A 19210-nucleotide genomic window follows, 5' to 3' on the forward strand; every position below is an offset into this window, starting at 1 on the left:
TTCACGAAGCGCAGCAGACTTTGAACAAGTTCTCAGGCCCCGGCAGCCAGTGCCGCGGGCTTTTGTGCCTGCGCCAAGGCGGCGTTGACCTGCCAGTCGTTGCCGTTGCGCTGCAAACGCACTGGCCAGCGGTAGACCGCCAGCAGCCGCTCCGGCGTCAGCACCTGTTCCGGCGCGCCGGCCACCACCAGCCGGCCCTGTTCCAGCAAGGCCACGTGGTCGGCGTAGCTGGCGGCCAGCGCCAGATCGTGCAGCACCTGCACCACGGTGCGGCCCTGGCGGGACAGCTCCAGCAGCAGTTGTTGCAAGCGGTGCTGGTGGCGCAGGTCCAGGTGATTGGTGGGCTCGTCCAGCAGCAGCACCGGCGCTTGCTGCGCCAAGGCGCGGGCGATGGCCGCGCGCTGGCGTTCGCCGCCGGATAATTGATCCAACCGTTTGTCGGCGTAATCATCCAGCTCCACCGTGCCCAGGGCATCCGCCACCGCGCTTTTGTCCTCAACCCGCGGACGAGAGAAAGCGCCGAGGTAGGGCACGCGGCCCAGCATTACGAACTCGCGCACCGTCAGCGGAATGCCGGAGGGAATGTGCTGCGGCACCCAGGCGATGCGGCGGGCGCGCACCGACGGCTCCATGCGGCCGACGCACTGGCCGGCCAGGCGCACCGCGCCGGCGCTGGGCGTGTCCAGGCCGGCCAGCAGCCGCATCAAGGTGGTTTTGCCGGCGCCGTTGGGGCCTAGCAGCGCGCTGACCCGGCCGGTGGGCAAATCCAGGTTGATGTCGTCCAGAATCCGCTTGCCGCCGATGTCGCAGGCCAGCTGGCGCACGCACAGGGTTGTGGTTTCAGCCATTGATCAGACTCCTTTGTTGTCGCCGGAACAGCCATACGAAGAACGGCGGGCCGGCGAATGCCGCCATCAGGCCCACAGGCAGATCAATGGGCCAGGCGATGGTGCGCGCCAGCGTGTCCACCGCCAGCAGGAACAAGGCACCGGCCCAGGCCGACAGTAGGATCAGCCTGCGGCGGCAGCCGCCCATCAGCAGGGCCAGCGCGTTGGGGATCATCATGCCGACGAAGCCGATCACTCCGGACAGCGCCACCGCGCCGCCGGTGGCCAGCGCCGCGCCAACGGCGGTGAGCCGGCGGGTGCGACGCACGTCGATGCCCAGGGATTGGGCGGCGTCTTCGCCCAGCAGTAGGCAGTCCAGATCGCGGCCCACCGCGATCAGGATCAGCAAGCCCAGGGCGGCTACGCCCAGGCAGGCCAGCAGCCGTTCCGACGAAGCGGAGGACAGATTGCCGGCCAGCCAGCTGGTGGCGGCGCGCAGGGTCAGGTCGTCGGACATGAAAATCATCAGGCTGGTGACCGCGCCGCAGAAGGCGCCCACCACCAAGCCCATCAACAGCAGACCGGCCAGGCCGCCGCGGACCAGCCGCGACAGCAACAGGATCAGCCAGGTGGCCAGCAGGCCGCCGCCAAAGGCGGCCAGCGGCAAGGACAGGCCGGCGGCGCCGATGGCCAGCATGCTGACCACGGCCAGCGCCGCGCCGCTGGAGGTGCCGATCAGGCCGGGGTCGGCCAGCGGATTGCGGAACAGCGCCTGCAAGGCCGCGCCGCTGGCGGCCAGCGCCGCGCCCACGCCCAGCGCCGCGGCGATGCGAGGCAGCCGCAGCTGGGTCAGCAGCGGATCGCTGAAGTCCGGCCAGGCCAGGCCGTTGCCGCCGCTGGACAAGGCCAGCAAGGGCAACAGCAGGCTGGCGGCGATCAGGCCCAGCAGCAGCCAGCGGCCGCGATTGGGCGCGGCGGCGTCTATGGTCAGCGCGCTCACATCTTCACCATCTGCTCGACCACCGCCGGGCTGTTCAGGCCCACCATCATCGAGTCCTTGGCCGGCAGCAGGTAGATGCGGCCTTGTTTTCCGGCCGGCGTGGAAGCGATTTCCGGCCGTTTGGAGAAGGCTTCCTTGCCGCCGTGCACCGCACCGGTGTGGCTGCCCAGAATGATCACGTCCGGCCGCAGGCTCTGCCAGGCGTCGCGCGCCATCGGCTTGAAGCCGGACAGCTGGCTGGCGACGTTGACGCCGCCGGCGGCGCGGATCAGGGTGTCGGCGGCGGTGTCGCGGCCGGCCACCAGTTGGCCGTCATAGCTGACCAAGTAGCGCACGCCGCGCGCCGGGCGCGGCGTCATCTCGCGCTGCCAGCGGCTGGCCAGTTGCTGGGCGTGGGCGTCGCGGCCCAAGAGTTGCCCCACTTTGCGGATCGCGTCGGCGAAATCCGCGCCGTCCTCGCGGCGCGTCACTTCCTCGGCGCGCACCTGCAATTGGCGCAGCTGGGCCCACACCGTGGGCGGTTGCGCCTCGGCGCTGCCCAACACCAGGGTGGGTTTGAGCCGGGCGATGGTTTCGGCGTTCAGCGCGCGGGAGAAACCCACCACTTGCGCCTGGGCCAAAGCCGGCGCTTTGCTGGAACGGTCGCGGCCGACGACTTCCTTGCCGGCGTCCAGCGCCACTACGATATCGGCGATGTCGGGGGTCATCACCACGATGCGTTGCGTGGGAAGCCTCGAAACACCTGCTGTGCGGTTCGATAGCTGCGTTGCTCCGTGCTCGCTCCCTCGCTGTACCGTTTGTACTATCTCGGTCGCTGCGCGCGGTGCGCCTTGCTCTCGAACGGCTCGCGACGGTTTTTCGAGGTTCCCTGCCCAGACGGGCAAAGCGGCAGCCAGGCCCAGCAGGGCGGCGAAGGCGAATTTAGGCGACATCGGCGCGCTCCAGTGCCGGCAGTTCGCCCAGCAGCTTGATCCATTCCACGCGTTCCGCTTGGCCTGGCTTGCGTTCGCCAAAGAAAGTGGCCAGCGACAGGCCCTGGTCGTCGAACAGTTCCAGCGAGGTCACCACGCCGTGGTCGCCCGGCTTGCGGGTGACCCAAGCCTCGGCAATCAGATCGGTGCGCAGATGCAGGTTGAAGTGAGAGTCCAGCACATTGAGCCAGTTGCCGACGATCTGCACATTGCGCACCGGGCCGGTGTGGATCTGGATCATGCCGCGGTTGCCGGCGAATACCATGATGGGGGCTTCGATATGGGCGGCGCGGCGCAGCAATTGCTCCACCGCTTCCGGCAGCACGCGCCAGGCCTGGCCTTCAGGCGCCAGGCGAAAGCCTTGTTGACGGGACACGCCCCAGCGGCGCAGGAAGGGGTGGAAGGCGTGCACGTCTTTAAGGCTCCGCCACTCCTGCTGGAAGCCTGCCTTGTCGATGGCCTCGTCGTCCAGCTCCGCCGCTTCGGCTTCCGGCGGATCTACGCGCAGCACGGTCTTGGGCGCGGCGAAGCTCTCCACCAGGCGCTGATAGGCGGCCACGTCGCTATTGGCGGTCAGATAGATTTTGTGCACCGCTTCGCCGAAGCGGTCGAAGAATTGCAGGCTGCGCTGTTCGCCGCGCGCGCCGGCCGTGGTGACCGCGAAGGCGTGCTGCCAATGGAACAGGAAAATGCGCAGGTCGATGACCGGGTTGATGGCCAGGCCGATCTTGCCGTCGATCTGCACATTGCGGTAATCGCCGGTGGTTTCATGCACGCAAGCGTGATTGCGCGTTAGCGCCATCACCGGGCCCAGGTGGCCGATCTGGCTCAAGATGTCGTTCCAATGCGGCCGCAGGGCCTGGCTCGCCGGATCGGCGGCCACCAGCTCGGCTTCGCTGACGCCCAGCGCGTCGGCGGCGTCGCGCGCGCGCAGTTTCGGCTGGCTGGCTTTCAGGATTTGGAAGCGATCCCACAGCTGGCTGAAGTCGGTCATATTCGGGTTCTCCTTGGAGCGATCAAAGGCGGGCGCCCGCCAAGGGGCGGGCGCTCGCGGTCAGAAGGTGTATTCGACGCTGGCGCTGACGTTGCGGCCAGGCTGAGTGAACAGGTCCAGCGTGCGGTCGCTGCTGGACTTGCCGCGCACATCGGCGGCTTTCCAGTATTTCTGGTCGAAGACGTTGAACACGCCGGCGCGCAGCACCGTGTTCTTGGCTGGTTTCCAGTAAGCGGTCAGGTCCAGCACCGCGTAGCCGGGCGCTTTGAACGGGGTGGTGCTTTGGCCGCGTGCTTCTTCAGGACGCAGGTTGGGAAGGCGAGTATTGGCGCGGGCCAGTTTCAGCAAGGCCTCGCCGCCGAAGTTCGCCTGGTCATAGCGCAGGCCCAGCGTGGCGTTCAGCGGGCTGATGCTGGCTAAGGGCTCGTTCGTTTGCTTGTTCTGGCCATGGGTGTAGGCGATGGAGGCCATCGCGCGCCAGCTCGGCGCGAATCGCCAGGCGGCGCGGCCTTCCACGCCCTTGATATCGACTTTGCCGACATTCTGGTACTGGTAGGTGTCAAAGCCATCAATCATGCCCAGTCCAACTCGATCAATGAAGTCCTGGTAGCGGTTGGCATAGGCGGTGACGCCGAAGTCAAAGTCCGTCCACTGGCCCTTAAGTCCCAGTTCAACGCCGCGACTGGTTTCCGATTTCAGGTTGGGATTGGGAATGACCTGGTATTTGTAGCTGCCAGCTGTATTGGAGAAAGCCATATTGGCATCATCGAACGGCGGCGCGCGGAAGCCGGAGGAGAACTGCAGGAAGCCGGTGTAATGATCGGCGAAGGGCAGGCTCAGGCCCAGCTTGGGCGAGAAGGCGCCGTCCTTGAAGGTGGGCACCTGATAGTTGTTGGGGTTGCCGTTGGCGAAGGCCTGGTCCGGCTGCGGCGTCATCTTGTAGTGATCCCAGCGCAGCGACGGCGAGGCCACCAGGCCGTTGCCGAACTTGATCTCATCCTGGACAAACAGGCCGATGCGCTCGGAACGGCTGTCCGGGAAGGTCTTGTTGGGGAAGGTATCGGTTCCCACGACATTGCTGCTGCTGCCATTTGTGTTGAACAAGGTCTTCATTCGCGGCCGGCTGGTGTCGCTGCGGCTCAAGTCCGCGCCCCACAGCAGCTGGTGCTCGGCGGAGAGGGCCTGGAAGTTGTGCTCGGCCTCCAGGGTCAGGCCGTAGCTATCCTGAGTGAAGCCGTAGTCGGAGAAGATGCGCTGGCCGTTGCTGCGCCATTCGGTGTTGGTGTCCGCGTTGTCCAGCTTCTGGTAATAGGCTTTCACCGCCAGGCGGTCGAAGGCGCCCAGCTGTTTACCCTCCCAGGCCAGCGACACACGGTCGCGCTGGGTTCTGTCCTCTGATTCATTTTTGCGTACCGTCGAGGTCAAGGTGTTCAGCAGATTGGTATTGGCATCGCGCCGATAGTGTTCCAGCGTCAGCTCCAGCCGCTGATTGGCGGCAGGCTTGAAGCCCAGCTTGGCCAGCACGTTGTCGCTGTCCCAGCTTTGCGGATTGGGCTTGGTGCGCAGCGTGCCGCTGCTGTCGTTATTGCCCTGATTATCGGTTTCATGGCCGTTGCGGTGGGTGTAGAGCACCATCAGATCGCTGCGCTCGCCCTTGATGCCCACGCCGGCGCTGCTGCCCCAGCCGTTGTCGGCGGTGCCGCCAAAGCCCTTGACGCTGCCGCCCACGCCTTGCTCCTCCGGGACGAAATCGTCCACGGTCTTGGTGCGGTAGCCCACCACGCCGCCGATGGCGTCGGAGCCGTACAGGCTGGAGGTGGGGCCCTTGACGATGTCGATGGCGCGCAGGGTTTCCAGTTCCACGTAGTCGCGGCCGGAAACGGCGCCGTTATTGCTGCCGCCGCCGGCATAGGACTCCGGCAGGCGGATGCCGTCGATCAGCATCAGGATGCGGTTGCCGTCTATGCCGCGGATGGTGTAGCCGGCGTTGCCGCGGCGCGCCGGATCGGTGGCCACTTCCACGCCGGGTTCGTATTTGACCGCGTCGGCGATGTCGCGCACCAGTTGATCGTCCAGTTTGTGGCGCGAGATCACGCTGGCGTTGGGGGCGGTTTCCGCCAGCGGTTTGCTGCTGCGGTGAGCGGTGACCTGAACGGTCTCCAGTTCCGCCGGCGTTGCCGCCAGCGCGGGCCAGGCTGCGGCCAGGCTCAAAACCAAGGGGGTGGCGCGAAATATGGCCATGGAAACTCCAAACTTCCTAAGGTTGGGTGCTTCCGCTGGCTGGCTGATTTTGGCTGGCTTGCGGTGTGTGTGGTCTGGGACCTATTTGATCAGGATGAGCTTGCCGTTGCGGGTCAACTGCAAGCGGTACATCTCGCCCTGATGTTCGATCAGGATTTCCTTGCCTTTGGCGAACAGCTCGCAGCTGCGCAGCACTGGCGACAGGCTGGCAGCGCCGGTTCCGGAGCCGGACTTGGAGGCGGTGTGGGCTTGCATGAATTTATCCATAGCCAAATGGTAACGATTCTCATTATCGAATTCAAGCTGGACAAGGCCGCGAGGCGAACGAAAAGGGCGGGCCTGTGGCGCGGGGGTCACAAAACGGCATGGCCGAGCCGGCGCAGGCCGGGGATAATGGCGGTTTTGCGCGGAGAGGCGGATGGAACTGAACGCTTTGATCAAGCCCTTGCCCTGCCCGGCGGGCGCGCCGCAGGCTTTGCGGCTGTACCGCGTGGGGCTGGATGTGGATTGGCCGGTGGACGAGGCGCTGCTGGCGGGCTTGAGTCAGGACGAGCGCAAGCGTTGCCTGCGCTATCTGCGTACCATCAATCAGCTGCAGTTCGCTCTGACCCGGCTGGCTTTGCGGCGGCTGTTGGCGCAAGAGACCGGCCTGGCGCCGGACGCGCTGGTGTTTGAGCTGGGAGAACACGGCAAGCCAGTCTTGGCTTGGCCTGGAGCGCCTGTCTTCAATGTGTCTCACTCCGGCGCTTACGCACTGATCGCCATCGCGCGCGGCGGGCAAGTGGGGGTGGACATCGAAACGGTGCAGCCCATGCGCGACGTGCCGGCGCTGGCGGAGCAGACCCTGCTGCCGGGGGAGCTGGAGCTATGTGGGCACGGCCGGGACGTGGGGGCTTTCTTTCAGTTGTGGACCATCAAGGAGGCGGTGCTGAAAGCCTGGGGGGTGGGTATTGCCCAGCATCTGTCCGCGTTCGAGGCCTTGGAACTGACGAACAAGGAGCTGCCGTTGCGGATGGCCGCGCCTGAGCGCTGGCCGGCGACAAGAGCCTGGGCGCTGGAGGCACCGGAGGGGTATAGGGCGACGCTGGCTTGGGCGGAAGGGTAAGGCGGGGCGGCCGGATGGCCGCCTGGCGGAAACAACAAAAAGCCCGTCATGTTGCCATGACGGGCTTTTTGAGAAAGCTGGCGTCCCCACGGGGAATCGAACCCCGGCTACCGCCGTGAAAGGGCGGTGTTCTAACCGCTAAACTATAGGGACTTAAATTGTGGCGCACCCGGAGCGATTCGAACGCCCGACCCTCTGGTTCGTAGCCAGATACTCTATCCAACTGAGCTACGGGTGCTAGTGGCGTCCCCACGGGGAATCGAACCCCGGCTACCGCCGTGAAAGGGCGGTGTTCTAACCGCTAAACTATAGGGACACTAAGTTGTGGCGCACCCGGAGCGATTCGAACGCCCGACCCTCTGGTTCGTAGCCAGATACTCTATCCAACTGAGCTACGGGTGCGCTGTTTCGCGAGACGTTGTGTCTTGCGAGAAGCGGAATAATATAGATCCGGCTTTTGAGCGTCAAGGACTTTTGAAAAAAATTTCACATGGCCGCGAGCGGGCGGATTCAGGATGTCGCTTCATGCCAACATGCTAAGTCCGATCTTCCGGCCAAAGCCCCTTCTCGGGGCTTTGGTCATTTATCAGGCTCAGGCCAATTCCAGCATCTGCATCGTAGTCTGATGCAAGCCGCGAGCGAAGGGTTCCAGCAGGCAATACACCTGCTCGCATTCCAGCGTGTCTAGCTTGGATTGCTCCAGCATCGCCGCCAGCGCAGACAAGGCGGTGCTGACTTGATTGAATTCCAGGCTGAGCAGATGAAGGCTGTGATCGAAGTGTTCGCAGTACTCGTCGAGTTGCCGCAATAGCGGGTCAATGGGGTGGAGCGTGGCATCCTGTTGACGCAAGTTTTTCAGCTGGAGCAGCAAGGTGGATAGCGATGGGATGTGGTGGGAATGGGATTGAACGGGGCTAGTCATGGTGATGACTCCTTACTGAGCATTAAACCTGCCCCTTCGCTGCCAAGCGTGGAGACAGGCGCGTGGCAGGGTTGGCAGACCGGCAGTAAGGACCCGGCGCGTGCAAGCACGCCCCCACCACGGCCAGCCTTAGCGTAAGACTTACCCTGTGGTGTGCAACGGACGTAAAAATGCCGCGTGCGGCGGCTGTCCGCCTTACTGGTTCGGGCTGCCAAGCCCGGTGCTGAAGTACAGCACGGCGGGATTATCACGCGCTTGCGGCGGGGTGGCAAGGGGCGGGCGTCCGCCATGGAGGCGACGCGAGGCCGGGCGCGTTTGCGCTCGGCCTCGCGTCGGACGGCTGCGGTTCAGGCGGGTTCCGGCATGGCGGCTGCGTGGCTGGACAGCGCGTCGGCGAGTTCGCTGTTGAGATGGGCGAGCACGGCGTCCCGGGCGCTGGCGATGAAGAAGTGGTCGCCGTCGAACCAGTGGACGCGCGAGGGCGAGGCGGTTTCCCGTTGCCAACCTTCGGTTTGTTCCGGCAGGCGTTGACGGTCGTTGCGCCCGGCCAGCACGGTGATGGGCAGGGAGAGCGGCGGGGCCGGCTGGTAGCGATAGGTTTCCACCAGTTCGAAATCGGTGCGCAGCGTGGGCAACAGCAGGTCCATCATTTCCCGGTTGGCCAGGATCTCCGCGGGCGTGCCGTTGTAGTCGCGCAGCGCGTCGATGAAGCCGTCGTCGTCCATCCGGTGCAGCATGCGCGGCGGCTGGCGGTGTTGCGGCGCGTCGCAGCCGGACACGATCAGCTGCTGCGGCAGCGGCCGGCCTTGGGCGCGCAGTAGCCGCGTCAATTCGAAGGCGATCAGCCCGCCCATGCTGTGGCCGAAGAAGACGAAGGGCGGGGCGTCGTCCAGCGGGAGCTCCCGCGCCAGCGCGTCCACCAGCGGCGGCAGCGCCTTGAAGCCGGCTTCGCGGAAGCGGGCGGCGCGGCCGGGCAGTTGCGCGGCGCAGACTTCCACTTCGGGAGGCAGGCGGCCTTGCCAGCCGGCATAGGCGCCGGCATGGCCGCCGGCGTAGGGAAAGCAGTACAGGCGCAGCCGCGGCGGCTGGCTGCTGGGCTGACGCTGGAGCCAGGGTGAGGGGTGCATCGATTCAGTCTCCTGTTTGCAGTGAAGGGTTGGGGCGGAGCTTCGCCGGGCCTGAGCCGCCGGGCGCGCCGATGGCGCGCAGCCGGGGGCTGCACAGCGCCAGCACGGCGACGCCGATCAGCAGCAGGCCAGCGCCGGCGAACAAGGCGCGCACCGGCGCGGACGCCAGGCTCACGCCGGCCAGCGTGGTGGACAAGGGCGTGACCGCCGCCATCATGAACATTAAAAAACTCATGACCCGGCCGCGCATTTCCGCCGGAATGCGGGCCTGGATCCAGGCCATCAGACGAACTTGAACCAGGCCGCCCAAGAGGCCGATCAGGAACATCATCGCGCAACTGGCGGCAAACGCGGGGGACAGACCCAGGCCGATGATCAGCGCGCCCATCAGGGCGTCGGCGCAGAATACCATCCATCCCAGCCGGCCCAGGGCCTTGAGCGGCAGCAGACTGAGCAGGGCCATGCCCAGCAGGCTGCCGGCGCCTTGCGCGGACAGCAGGGTGCCGAAGTGGCCGGCGTCCAGGCCCATCGCGGTTTTGACCAGCAGCGGCAGGCCGATCTGGATAGGGCCGGCGGTCAGGAAGGCGATCACCGCCCAGTAGAAGAACAGCGCGCGAAGGGTGGCGTCGCCCCAGGTCCAGGCGGCGCCGCGGCGGATGGCGCGCAGTATGCCGGCGGCCGATTGCGCCGATTGCGCCGATGGCGCCTGTGCGGCGGCGCGCGGCCGCAGGCGGCTGAGCATCAGGCCGGCGCTCAGGAAGCAGGCGGCGCCCAGCAGGAAGGCGAGGCCCAGGCCGCCGCCGGCGCGGACGCCGGGCAGGGCTATCAGCGCGCCGGCCAGCATGGGGCCGGTCAGCAAGGTGAGCTGGTTGACCGCCATGAACACGGAGTTGGCCTGTTGCAGCTTTTCTTCCGGCACGGTGTTGGGCAGCAGCGCGGCGGCCGACGGCCCGGTGAAGGCGGCGACCACGCCCATCGCCGCGGCGAAGGGGTAGAGCCAGGCCAGCGGCAGGCCGCCGCGGTAGGCTGCGTAGCCGAGCAGGGCCAGCAGCGCCGCGCAGCACAGCAGCGAGCACTGAAACACCCGCCGCGGCGAGTACCGGTCCGCCACCGCGCCGCCGACGATGATGAACACCGCGCGCGGCAGCTCCATGGCGGTGACGATCAGGCCGAGGGCGAGGCCGTCGCCGCCCCGTTGCAGCACCAGCCAGGGCAGGGCGATCAGCGCGGTCTGCTGGCCCAGGATGGCGCAGAACCAGGCGGCGGAGAGCCAGAGAAAGCGCCGGTCGCGCCAGAGCGCCGGCTGGACGGGCATGGGCTTAGACATGGCGGGCCCTCATCGCGTGTTCCAGGCTCTCCGCCAGGCTGGCCGCATGCGGCTCGCGCAGCATGTCGGCGTGTTCGCCGGCGGCGCGGAACACTTGGACCGGGCCGGCGGCGTAGTCGGACCAGCCCAGGTCGGCCGGTCCGGCCGTAGCGGCGGCCAGGCCGTCGGTGACCCACACCGCCACCGGGCAGAGCGCGGGCCGAGGCTGGTGGCCGCGCAGGCTGAGCAGGTTGGCGCGGTAGACGTCGAACATGGCTTCCACCCGGCGCGGGTCCATGCCTTGCGGGAACAGGCCGGAGTCTTGCACCCGCCGGCTCAGCAGCGCGAAGCGGCCGGCTCGGTCCAGCGGACGCAGCATGTCTTCCGAGACGGCCAGCGCTTTGCCGGTGGCGATTTCCACGGTGCGGCTCATATAGTGCAGCAGCCCGGCCTCGTCCTGGGGCAGTTCGCTCAGGAAGCCGGCGTCCGGGCGCGGCGGCGCGTCCAGCGCCGCCAGCAGGCTGACTTCGGCGCCGGCCTCGACCAACCGCCGCGCCAGTTCCGCCGCCACCGCCGCGCCGAAGGAGTGGCCGGCTAGGATCAACGGTCCGGACAGGCCGGCTTGCAGCACCGCTGCGGCGTAGCGCGCGGCCATGGCCGCCACGCTGTCGTCGGACGCGACGGCCGGGTCCAGCCCCGCCGCTTGCAGGCCGTAGACGCGCCAGCGCGGCGACAGCCGCTCCACCAGCTTCTGATAGCCGATGATCTGGCCGGAGCCGTCGTGGACCAACAGCAAGGTGGCGTCGTCGCCGTCCGTGCGTATCGGCACCAGCACCGACGGCGCGGCGGCTTGGCCGGCCTCCTGAACCAGCCGGGCGAACTCGGCGACGGTGCCGGAGGTGAACAGCGAGGCCAGCGGCAGCTCCACGCCCAGTTCCTCGCGGACGCGGGACAGCAGTTGCAGCGTGAGCAGCGAGTGGCCGCCCATGTCGAAGAAGCTGTCGTCCACGCCTATGCTCGGCAGGCCCAGGGTGGCGGCGAACAGCGCGGCCAGTTGTTCTTCCAGCGGGGTGCTCGGCGCGCGGTAGGCGCGCGCGGCCAGTTCCGGCGCCGGCAGCGCGCGGCGGTCCAGCTTGCCGTTGGGCGTTTGCGGCAGGGCTGGAAGGCTGACCCAGGCGCTGGGAATCATGTATTCCGGCAATTGCTCCGCCAGCGCGCTGCGCAGCGCGGCGGTGTCGATCTCGCCGTCCGTCGGCACCAGATAGCCCACCAGCCGCGCGGCGGCGGGCGGCGCGTGGTGCAAGGCCACCGCGGCGGCGGCGATGCCGGGCTGCGCGCTGAGCGCGGCTTCGATCTCGCCGGTTTCGATGCGGTAGCCGCGCAGCTTCAGCTGTTGGTCGCCGCGACCCAGATATTCGATGCGGCCGTCGGCCAGCCAGCGGGCGCGGTCGCCGGTGCGGTAGATCCGCTCGCCGTCCCGGAAGGGGTTGGGGAGAAAGCGTTCCGCGGTCAGCCGCGGGCGGCGCAGATAGCCGCGGGCGACGCCGGGGCCGGCGAGATAGAGTTCGCCGGCCAGGCCGGGCGCCGTCGGCTGCAGCGCCTCGTCCAGGATGTAGGCGCGGTAGCCGGGGATGGCGCGGCCGATGTCGATGGCTTGGCCGTCGCGCGCGACGATTTCCGTCGCGGTGCCCCAGACGGTGGCCTCGGTGGGGCCGTATTCGTTGTAGAAGCGCCGGCCCTCGCCTATCAGGTCGCCGGCCGTTACCGCTTCGCCGCCGAACAGCACCGCGCGCAGCGATCCGCCCCAGCCGGCGGGCTGGGCTTGCGCCACGGTCCGGTACAGCGAGGGCAGGCTGAGCCAGACGTCGGCCCGCTCGCGTTCCACCAGGCCGGCCAGGTAGCCGGGTTCCAACTGGCCGCCGGCGCGGCTGACGATCAGCCGGCCGCCGCAGGCCAGCGACCAGAACAGCAGCGCCACCGAGCTATCGAAGGAGAAGGAGGGCAGCAGCAGGAAGGCGGTGCCCGGGCGCGACAGCTCCGCAGGATAGAAGGCAAGCCGGGCCGCCGTGGAGGCGTGGAGATTGCCGTGCTGGATCGCCACGCCCTTGGGGGCGCCGGTGGAACCCGAGGTGTAGATCAGGTAGGCGGGGTGGCTGGGCCGCAGCGGGCGGACGCGCTCGCTGTCGGCGGGGTTGCCGTCAGGCAGCGAGGCCAGGTGCTCTTGCAAGGCCGGGTCGTCCAGATCCAGCCGCGCCGCGCCGTCCGGCAGCGTTGCGTCGCTCAGGGTCAGCACGCAGCGGGGGGCGGCGTCCTTCAACATGAAGGCGATGCGGGCCGGAGGGTAGTCCAGGTCCAGCGGAAGATAGGCCGCGCCGGCTTTCAACGCTGCCAGCAAGGCCACCACGGTATCGGCGGAGCGCGGCAGCGCGATGGCGACGATGTCCTCCGGGCCGACGCCGAGGGCGATCAGACGCCGCGCCAGTTGATTGGCGCGGCGGTTGAGTTCGCCGTAGCTCAGGTCGCGGCGCTCGTCGCTCAAGGCCGTCGCCTCCGGCGCGGCGGCGGCGCTGGCCTCGATCAGGGGCAGCAGGGTGGCCGGCGCGGATGCCGCTTCGCCGTCTTGTTCCAGCAGCAGCCGGGTTTCGTCCGCGTCCAGCAGCGGCAGGCGCGACGGCGCTTGCTCCGGCTGCGCGGCCATGGCCAGCAGCAAGCGTTGCAAGCGGGAGGCCAGGCGGCGCGCGCCGGCTTCCTCGAACAGGTCGACGTCGTATTCCAGCATCGCCTGCAGGCCGCCGTCGGCTTCGTGCAGGGTCAGGGTCAGGTCGAAGCGCGGGGAGCTGTCGTCGCTGGACAGCGTTTCCAGTTCCAGCCCCGGCAGGCGCAGGGTGTCCAGCGGCGCGTTTTGCAGCACCAGCATGGTCTGGAACAGCGGGTTGCGCGTCAGCGAGCGATCCAGCCGCAGCGCGTCGACGATGGTTTCAAAGGGCAGGTCTTGCAGTTCGTAGGCTTCCAGCACCACATCGCGCACCCGCGCCAGCAATTGCAGCGCGCTGGGCGCGCCGGCCAAGTCGACGCGCAGCGCCAGGGTGTTGACGAAGCAGCCGATCAGGCCCTCCAGGTCCGCGTGCTGACGGTTGGCGATGGGGCTGCCTATCACCAGGTCGCGCTGGCCGCTGTACCGCGACAGCAGTTCGGCGTAGCCGGCCAGCAACACCATGAACAGCGTGCCGCCGGCGCGTTCGGCCAGCCGGCGCAGGCTCTGGGTTTCCGCCGGCGAGAAGCCGAAGCGGACGAAGCGCCCACGGCGCGGACGGCCGATGGCGCCCATGCCGCGCGGCCGGTCGCCCAGCAGTTCCAGTTCCGCCGGGGCGTCGGCCAGCCGTGTTTTCCAGCGTGCCAGCATGTGTTCGAAGCGCTCGCCGGCCAGGCCGTCGCGTTGCCATTGGGCGAAGTCGCCGTATTGGATGGGCAGGGCGGGCAGGCGGGGCGGGCGTTGCTCCAGCGCGGCGGCGTACAGTTCGCCGAACTCCCGCACCAGCACCCCCAGCGACCAGCCGTCGGACAGGGCGTGGTGCAGCGCGATCAGCAAAGCGGCGTCGTCCGGCGCGATGCGCAGCAGGGCGAAGCGCAGCGGCGGCGCGGCCTCCAGGTCGAATTTGGGTCGGGCGAAGGCTTCGGCGGCGCGGTTCAGCGCCGTTTCCAGGCTCTCGCCGGCGGTCACGCGCAGCGTCAGTTCTTGCAGTTCCGGCCCGTCGCCGTTTTCGATGATTTGCCGCAGCTCGCCGTCGCTCAGTTCGAAGCGGGTGCGCAGCGCCTCGTGGCGGCGGACCACGCCGGCCAGCGCGGCGCGCAGCGCGGGGAGGCTCAGGCGGCCGCGCAGGCGCAGGCCCTGGGCGATGTTGTAGACGCCGTTTTCGCTCTGGTCCAGCCGCTCCAGGAACCAGAAGCGTTGCTGGGCGAAGGAGGACGGTAGCGGCCGCGAGCGGTTCGCCAGGGGGATGCGGCGCTCCGGAGCGGAAGCCGGCGCGGCCGGGTCTTCCAGCTCTACGCGTTCCGCCAGGGCAACGGCGAATTCGGCCACCGTCGGGTGTTCAAACAAGGTGCGCAGGGGCAGTTCGACCCCGAATTCGGCGCGCAGCCGGGACATGACCCGGGTGGCCAGCAGCGAATGGCCGCCGGCTTCGAAGAAGTTTTGTTCGCGGCCCAGGCCGCCGGCGCCCAGCACTTCGCCCCAGATGCGGGCCACTTCGCTTTCGGCGCGGCTGCGCGGCGGCGCACCGGCATCGACGCAGCCTTGTTCGGACTGTCCGGGTTCGGGCAGCGCGCGCCAATCCAGTTTGCCGCTATGGGTCAGCGGCAGCTTGTCCAGCGTGACGAAGGCGGCGGGCAGCATGTAGTCGGGCAGCCGCGCGGCGAGATGACGGCGCAATTCCGGCCCCAGCGCGTCGCGGGGCTGGCTTTGCGCCGGGGTGTTGAAGCAGTCGGCGGGCTCGCCGTCGTCGTCGCAGTCCAGCCGCTCCAGCGGCAGCGCGGGCAAGGCGTCGGCGGTGGCGGCCAACGCTAGGTCGAACCGGCCGTCGGCGGCGTTTTCGCTCCAGCAGAGGCGCGCGGCCAGGCCGTCGGCGGCGGCGGCCGCCAACAGCTCCGCGGGCTCGGCGGTGTCGGGCAGCGCTTGCGCCCGCCAGGGCTGGCCGTCGGCGGTTTCGTCGTCGGCCGTGCTGTTGACCTGATCATGATCCAGCCAGGCGAGGAAGCGGTTGACCTCGGCGGCGCGGCGGTTGGCCAGGCCGGACCGCGGGCGCCGCGCATCAGGGGCGGGAGCGGCCTTAGGCGCGCCCTTGCTCAGCACCACGTCGTAGCGATAGGTGGTCAGTTCGCAGTCGCCGCCGTCTTCTTTCAGGCGGATTTCTATCGCGGCGATGTCGCCGCGGCGGCGCGCCAGCCGGCGGAACAGCGCCGGGTCCACCAGCAGTTCCTTTTCTTCCGCGATCAGCGCGTCCAGTTGACGGCGCAGTTCCGCCCGCGTCGGGCGGGCGGCGGCGGGCAGGCGGTGCAGCAGGCGGCTGGCCTGGAAGTGCCGCAGCATGCCCAGGTGGCGCAGGTCGCCCAGCAGCAGTTTGCCGCCCGGACGCAGCCGCGCCAGCGCCTGGTCCACCACATCCAGGAAGTAGGCGGCGTCGGGGAAGTATTGCGCCACGGAATTGATGATCACGGTGTCGAAGTCGTCCGGCAGGCCGGCCAGGTCGCGGGCTTCGCGCCGCTCCAGCTTCACCTGGTTCAGGCCGCGCGCGGCCACGGTGCGGCCCAGGCGCTCCAGCGCGCGGGCGGAGAAGTCCAGGCCGTGGTAGCGCTCGCTGTCCGGGGCGACGGCGAGCAACAGCATGCCGCTGCCGACGCCGATTTCCAGCACCCGGCGCGGATGCAACGCGCGGATGCGGCTCAGGATCTCGTCGCGCCAGCGCCGCATGTGGGCGGCGGGAATCAGGGCGTTGTCGTAGGAGTCGGTCCAGCCGACCAGATCGAGGTCGGCGTCCTCGGCTGGCGCGTCCTCGTAGATCATGTCGAAGGCGGGCAGCCAGCCCTTTTCCTTGTCCTTGGCGGCGGCGGCTTCCAGGCCGCTACGTTTGGCGACATAGGCGACCAGACGCGCCTGATCGCCTTCGCCGCGCACCACCACGGCGGCTTCCGCCACCGCCGGGTGCTGGCTGAGCAAGGCCTGGATTTCGGCGGTTTCGATGCGGAAGCCGCGCAGCTTGACCTGTTGGTCGGCGCGGCCGCGGTATTCCAGTTCGCCGCGCGGGGTGACGCGGGCCAGATCGCCGCTGCGGTAGAAGCGCAGGCCGCTGTCCAGGTGCGGATCCGGCATGAAGCGTTGGGCGCTCAGCTCCGGCTGATTGACGTAGCCCAGCGCCACGCCGGCGCCGCCGACGTGGATTTCGCCCACCATGCCCGGCGGCACCGGCTGCAGCGCATCGTCCAGCAGGCGGATGCACAGGTCGGGGAGAGGCGCGCCGATCACGCTGCCCAGCTTGCGCTTGATCTCGGGCAGGCCGATGCGGCGGAAGGTCACGTGCACGGTGGTTTCGGTGATGCCGTACATATTGATCAACCGCGGGTAGTCGTCGCCGTGACGGTCCAGCCAGGGCTCCAGGCTGCTGAGGTCCAGCGCCTCGCCGCCGAAGACGACGTAGCGCAGCGCCAGATCGCCTTCGCGCGGGTTTGCCTCCTCGGCGGCCATCAATTGGCGGAAGGCCGACGGGGTCTGGCTCAGCACGGTGACTTTTTCCTCGCACAACAGCTGGTAGAAGGCGTCCGAGGAGCGGGCCAGCAGCGGCGGCACAATCAGCAGGACGCCGCCGTGGGCCAGCGCGCCCCAGATTTCCCACACGGAGAAGTCGAAGGCGTAGGAGTGGAACAGCGTCCACACTTCGCGCGGGCCGAACTGGAACAGCTCGGCGCTGCTGGAGAACAGCCGGGCGCAGTTGCGGTGGCTGACCGCCACGCCTTTAGGCCGGCCGGTGGAGCCGGAGGTGTAGATGATGTAGGCCAGGCCGTCCGGGTCGTCGCCGGCCGGCAGCGCCGCCGACGGCGCGGGCTCCGCCGCGTCCAGAGTCAGCAGCGGGCCGGCGAAGGGCGGCAGCGTAGGCGCCAGCGCCTCGGTGCTGAGCACGGCGCACGCGCCGCTGTCTTCCAGGATGTAGCGGATGCGGTCGGCCGGATAGGCCGGGTCCATCGGCACATAGCCGGCGCCGGCCTTGAGCGCGGCCAGCACGCCGATCATCAGTTCGAACGAGGGCGTCAGCCACAGGCCGACGGGATCGCCGGGCCGCACGCCGGCAGCCGCCAGCCGCCGCGCGGCGGCGTCCGACAGCCGTTCCAGTTCGCCGTAACTGAGCTCCCTGCCGTCGCAGCGCAGCGCCGCGGCGTCGGCTTGCATCGCGGCGAAACGGCTGAAGGCGCGGTGCACCGGTTCGCCATCGCGCGCGGCGGCGCGCAGCGGCAGCGTCAGCAGGGAGGCGGCCTGTTGCGGCGTGGTCAGCGGCAGCGCGGCCAGCGGCGCGTCCGGCTGGCGGCTGGCTGCGTCCAGCAGAATCACCAGTTGTTCGGCGAAACGCTCGACGGAGAGCCGCTCGAACAGCGCGGTGTTGTAGGAGAAGGCGCCGGACAGGCCGTCCTCGGTCTCGCGCATGAACAGCTCAAGGTCGAAGCGGGCGGCTTCCTGGCTGAGCACCGGGGTCAGCCGCAGCCCGTCCAGCGTCGGCATCGCCGCCGGGATGTTGAGCAGGGTGAAGGCGACCTGGAACAGCGGGTTGCGGCTGGGGTCGCGGCTGGCTTGCCCCAGTGCGCCGACCAGCTGGTCGTAGGGCACCGCGGCGTGTTCGACGGCATCGCGCATGACGTCCGATTGCCTGCGGGCGAACTGGCGGAAGCTGTCTTCCGGGGCGATGCGGGCGCGGATCACCAGCATATTGGCGAAGAAACCGATCAGCGCCTCGGTTTCCACTCGTTCGCGTCCGGCCAGCGAGGTGCCGATGGCCAGGTCGTCCTGGCGCGCGTGGCGCGCCAGCAGCGCCTGGAAGGCGGACAGCAGCAGGCAGAACAGCGTGGTGCGCTCGGCCGCCGCCAGCCGGCGCAGGCGTTCCGCGGTGTCGGCTGGCACGGCGAAGCCCACGGTGGCGCCGTCGAAGCTTTGCACCGGCGGCCGGGGCTTGTCGGTGGGCAGCTCCAGCGTGGGCAGCCCGGCTAGCTGGGTTTTCCAATAGGCGAGGTCGGCGTCCCAGCGGTCTTGTCGGCCGCAGGCGTGCTGCCAGCGCGCGTAGTCCAGATACTGGATGGGCAGCTCTGGCAGATCCGGCGCGCGGCCGCGGCTGAGCGCGGCGTAGGCGCTGGCGGCTTCGTCCATCAGCACCGCCAGGGACCAGGCGTCGCCGACGATGTGGTGCAGGGTCAGCACCACCGCGTGCTCGTCCGCCGCCAGCTTCACCAGCGCGATGCGCAGCGGCTGGCCGAAGGACAGGTCGAAGGCGTGAGCGCTTTCCCGGCGCGCCAGCGTTTCCAGCCGGGACGCGGCTTCTTCGGCCGGCAAGGCGGACCAGTCCAGTCGATCGATAAAGGCGCGGCCGGCGGGCTGCGGGATTTGCGTCGCCACGCCGTTCACTTCGCGAATGGCGGTGCGCAGGGAGGCGTGGCGCGTCACCACGCAATCGAAAGCCCGGCATAGCGCGTCCGCCTGCAAGGCGCCGCTGAGGCGGAAGGCGGAGCAGATATTGTAGGCGGCGGCGCCGGCGCTGAGCTGGTGTAGAAACCAGAGCCGCTGCTGCTGAAAGGACAGCGGGCCGGAGACGGCGTCGCCGCGCGGAATCCGTCCGCCGTCCACGGGCGCGGGGGACGGGGGCAAGACGTCCAGCTCTTGTTCCAGCAAATGGTCGAGAAGGTCCAGATCGTTATCGTTCCAATCGCTAACGCTCATTTCAATGGCTTTCCAGGTGATGTGTTGTCGTCGCCCATCGGGCTGCGCGTTTATCGCGCCCGATTTGATTTCGATTATTTTTCGAGGTCTGTAAAAATATTCAATTTGTGCGGTATATTCTTTGGCGGGTTTGTGGGTCGGTATTCTCCGATTTAAACAATTCCAATTAGAACCTGTTTGCGACCTGCTGCGCGTCGGCGATACGGCGTTGAAAACACCTTCGAAATGCTCATGTACCACTCGTACA

The 19210-nt window shown here is 68.4% G+C and carries 11 protein-coding genes and 4 tRNA genes; 1 reads left to right on the forward strand and 14 read right to left on the reverse strand.

Features of this window, described 5'->3' with window-relative positions; translation table 11 throughout:
* Positions 1-32: 32 nt before the first annotated feature.
* The 6 genes from GYH29_RS03075 to hemP form a co-directional block, all read right to left on the reverse strand.
* Entirely contained in the window at positions 33-848 is an 816-nt protein-coding gene (locus GYH29_RS03075) for an ABC transporter ATP-binding protein (RefSeq protein ID WP_161523166.1), read from the reverse strand.
* A complete protein-coding gene (locus GYH29_RS03080) occupies positions 841-1827 on the reverse strand; it encodes a FecCD family ABC transporter permease (protein WP_232060503.1) in 987 nt (328 codons plus the stop codon). Before GYH29_RS03080 ends, GYH29_RS03075 begins: the two co-directional genes overlap by 8 nt.
* Positions 1824-2534 carry a heme/hemin ABC transporter substrate-binding protein gene (locus GYH29_RS03085; protein WP_232060594.1) on the reverse strand — a complete coding sequence of 237 codons (711 nt, stop codon included), beginning with the start codon at positions 2532-2534 and terminating at the stop codon, positions 1824-1826. Before GYH29_RS03085 ends, GYH29_RS03080 begins: the two co-directional genes overlap by 4 nt.
* Before the next feature lie 214 nt (positions 2535-2748).
* Positions 2749-3792: a hemin-degrading factor gene (locus GYH29_RS03090; RefSeq protein WP_081575520.1), complete on the reverse strand. Its 1044-nt coding sequence runs from the start codon at positions 3790-3792 to the stop codon at positions 2749-2751.
* A gap of 60 nt (positions 3793-3852) precedes the next feature.
* Positions 3853-6033 carry a TonB-dependent hemoglobin/transferrin/lactoferrin family receptor gene (locus tag GYH29_RS03095; RefSeq protein ID WP_081575519.1) on the reverse strand — a complete coding sequence of 727 codons (2181 nt, stop codon included), beginning with the start codon at positions 6031-6033 and terminating at the stop codon, positions 3853-3855.
* Between the two features lie 81 nt (positions 6034-6114).
* Positions 6115-6288, reverse strand: a complete 174-nt coding sequence (gene hemP / locus GYH29_RS03100; RefSeq protein WP_081555510.1) for a hemin uptake protein HemP — start codon at positions 6286-6288, stop codon at positions 6115-6117.
* A 163-nt stretch (positions 6289-6451) separates the two neighbouring features.
* Between hemP and GYH29_RS03105 the strand changes: the two genes are divergently transcribed.
* Entirely contained in the window at positions 6452-7138 is a 687-nt protein-coding gene (locus GYH29_RS03105) for a 4'-phosphopantetheinyl transferase family protein (protein ID WP_081575518.1), read from the forward strand.
* A gap of 78 nt (positions 7139-7216) precedes the next feature.
* Here the strand turns inward: GYH29_RS03105 and GYH29_RS03110 are convergent.
* From GYH29_RS03110 to hmlG, 8 genes are all read right to left on the reverse strand, one after another.
* Positions 7217-7291 (reverse strand) — tRNA-Glu (locus tag GYH29_RS03110).
* Between the two features lie 8 nt (positions 7292-7299).
* Positions 7300-7376: transfer RNA gene (locus tag GYH29_RS03115), tRNA-Arg, on the reverse strand.
* A 3-nt stretch (positions 7377-7379) separates the two neighbouring features.
* A tRNA-Glu gene (locus GYH29_RS03120) sits at positions 7380-7454 on the reverse strand.
* A gap of 9 nt (positions 7455-7463) precedes the next feature.
* A tRNA-Arg gene (locus GYH29_RS03125) sits at positions 7464-7540 on the reverse strand.
* A gap of 190 nt (positions 7541-7730) precedes the next feature.
* A complete protein-coding gene (locus GYH29_RS03130; RefSeq protein ID WP_081575517.1) occupies positions 7731-8060 on the reverse strand; it encodes a hypothetical protein in 330 nt (109 codons plus the stop codon).
* 347 nt (positions 8061-8407) lie between these two features.
* On the reverse strand, positions 8408-9187 hold the full coding sequence (locus GYH29_RS03135) for a thioesterase II family protein (RefSeq protein WP_161523168.1): 780 nt from the start codon (positions 9185-9187) through the stop codon (positions 8408-8410).
* A gap of 4 nt (positions 9188-9191) precedes the next feature.
* Positions 9192-10514, reverse strand: coding sequence for a jagaricin export MFS transporter HmlH (gene hmlH, locus GYH29_RS03140; protein WP_161523169.1), 1323 nt, complete (start codon positions 10512-10514; stop codon positions 9192-9194).
* Positions 10507-18963: a jagaricin-like haemolysin non-ribosomal peptide synthetase HmlG gene (gene hmlG, locus GYH29_RS03145; protein WP_161523170.1), complete on the reverse strand. Its 8457-nt coding sequence runs from the start codon at positions 18961-18963 to the stop codon at positions 10507-10509. Before hmlG ends, hmlH begins: the two co-directional genes overlap by 8 nt.
* Between the last annotated feature and the right edge of the window lie 247 nt (positions 18964-19210).

The sequence above is a fragment of the Chromobacterium haemolyticum genome, assembly GCF_009936155.1.
GTDB classification, from domain to species: domain Bacteria; phylum Pseudomonadota; class Gammaproteobacteria; order Burkholderiales; family Chromobacteriaceae; genus Chromobacterium; species Chromobacterium haemolyticum.

Coding starts and splice junctions, on each gene's coding strand:
- GYH29_RS03130 (WP_081575517.1), bottom strand. CDS start 8,060: ATGACTAGCCCCGTTCAATCCCATTCCCACCACATCCCATCGCTATCC.
- GYH29_RS03090 (WP_081575520.1), bottom strand. CDS start 3,792: ATGACCGACTTCAGCCAGCTGTGGGATCGCTTCCAAATCCTGAAAGCC.
- GYH29_RS03085 (WP_232060594.1), bottom strand. CDS start 2,534: ATGACCCCCGACATCGCCGATATCGTAGTGGCGCTGGACGCCGGCAAG.
- hmlH (WP_161523169.1), bottom strand. CDS start 10,514: ATGTCTAAGCCCATGCCCGTCCAGCCGGCGCTCTGGCGCGACCGGCGC.
- GYH29_RS03095 (WP_081575519.1), bottom strand. CDS start 6,033: ATGGCCATATTTCGCGCCACCCCCTTGGTTTTGAGCCTGGCCGCAGCC.
- GYH29_RS03135 (WP_161523168.1), bottom strand. CDS start 9,187: ATGCACCCCTCACCCTGGCTCCAGCGTCAGCCCAGCAGCCAGCCGCCG.
- GYH29_RS03105 (WP_081575518.1), top strand. CDS start 6,452: ATGGAACTGAACGCTTTGATCAAGCCCTTGCCCTGCCCGGCGGGCGCG.
- hmlG (WP_161523170.1), bottom strand. CDS start 18,963: ATGAGCGTTAGCGATTGGAACGATAACGATCTGGACCTTCTCGACCAT.
- hemP (WP_081555510.1), bottom strand. CDS start 6,288: ATGCAAGCCCACACCGCCTCCAAGTCCGGCTCCGGAACCGGCGCTGCC.
- GYH29_RS03075 (WP_161523166.1), bottom strand. CDS start 848: ATGGCTGAAACCACAACCCTGTGCGTGCGCCAGCTGGCCTGCGACATC.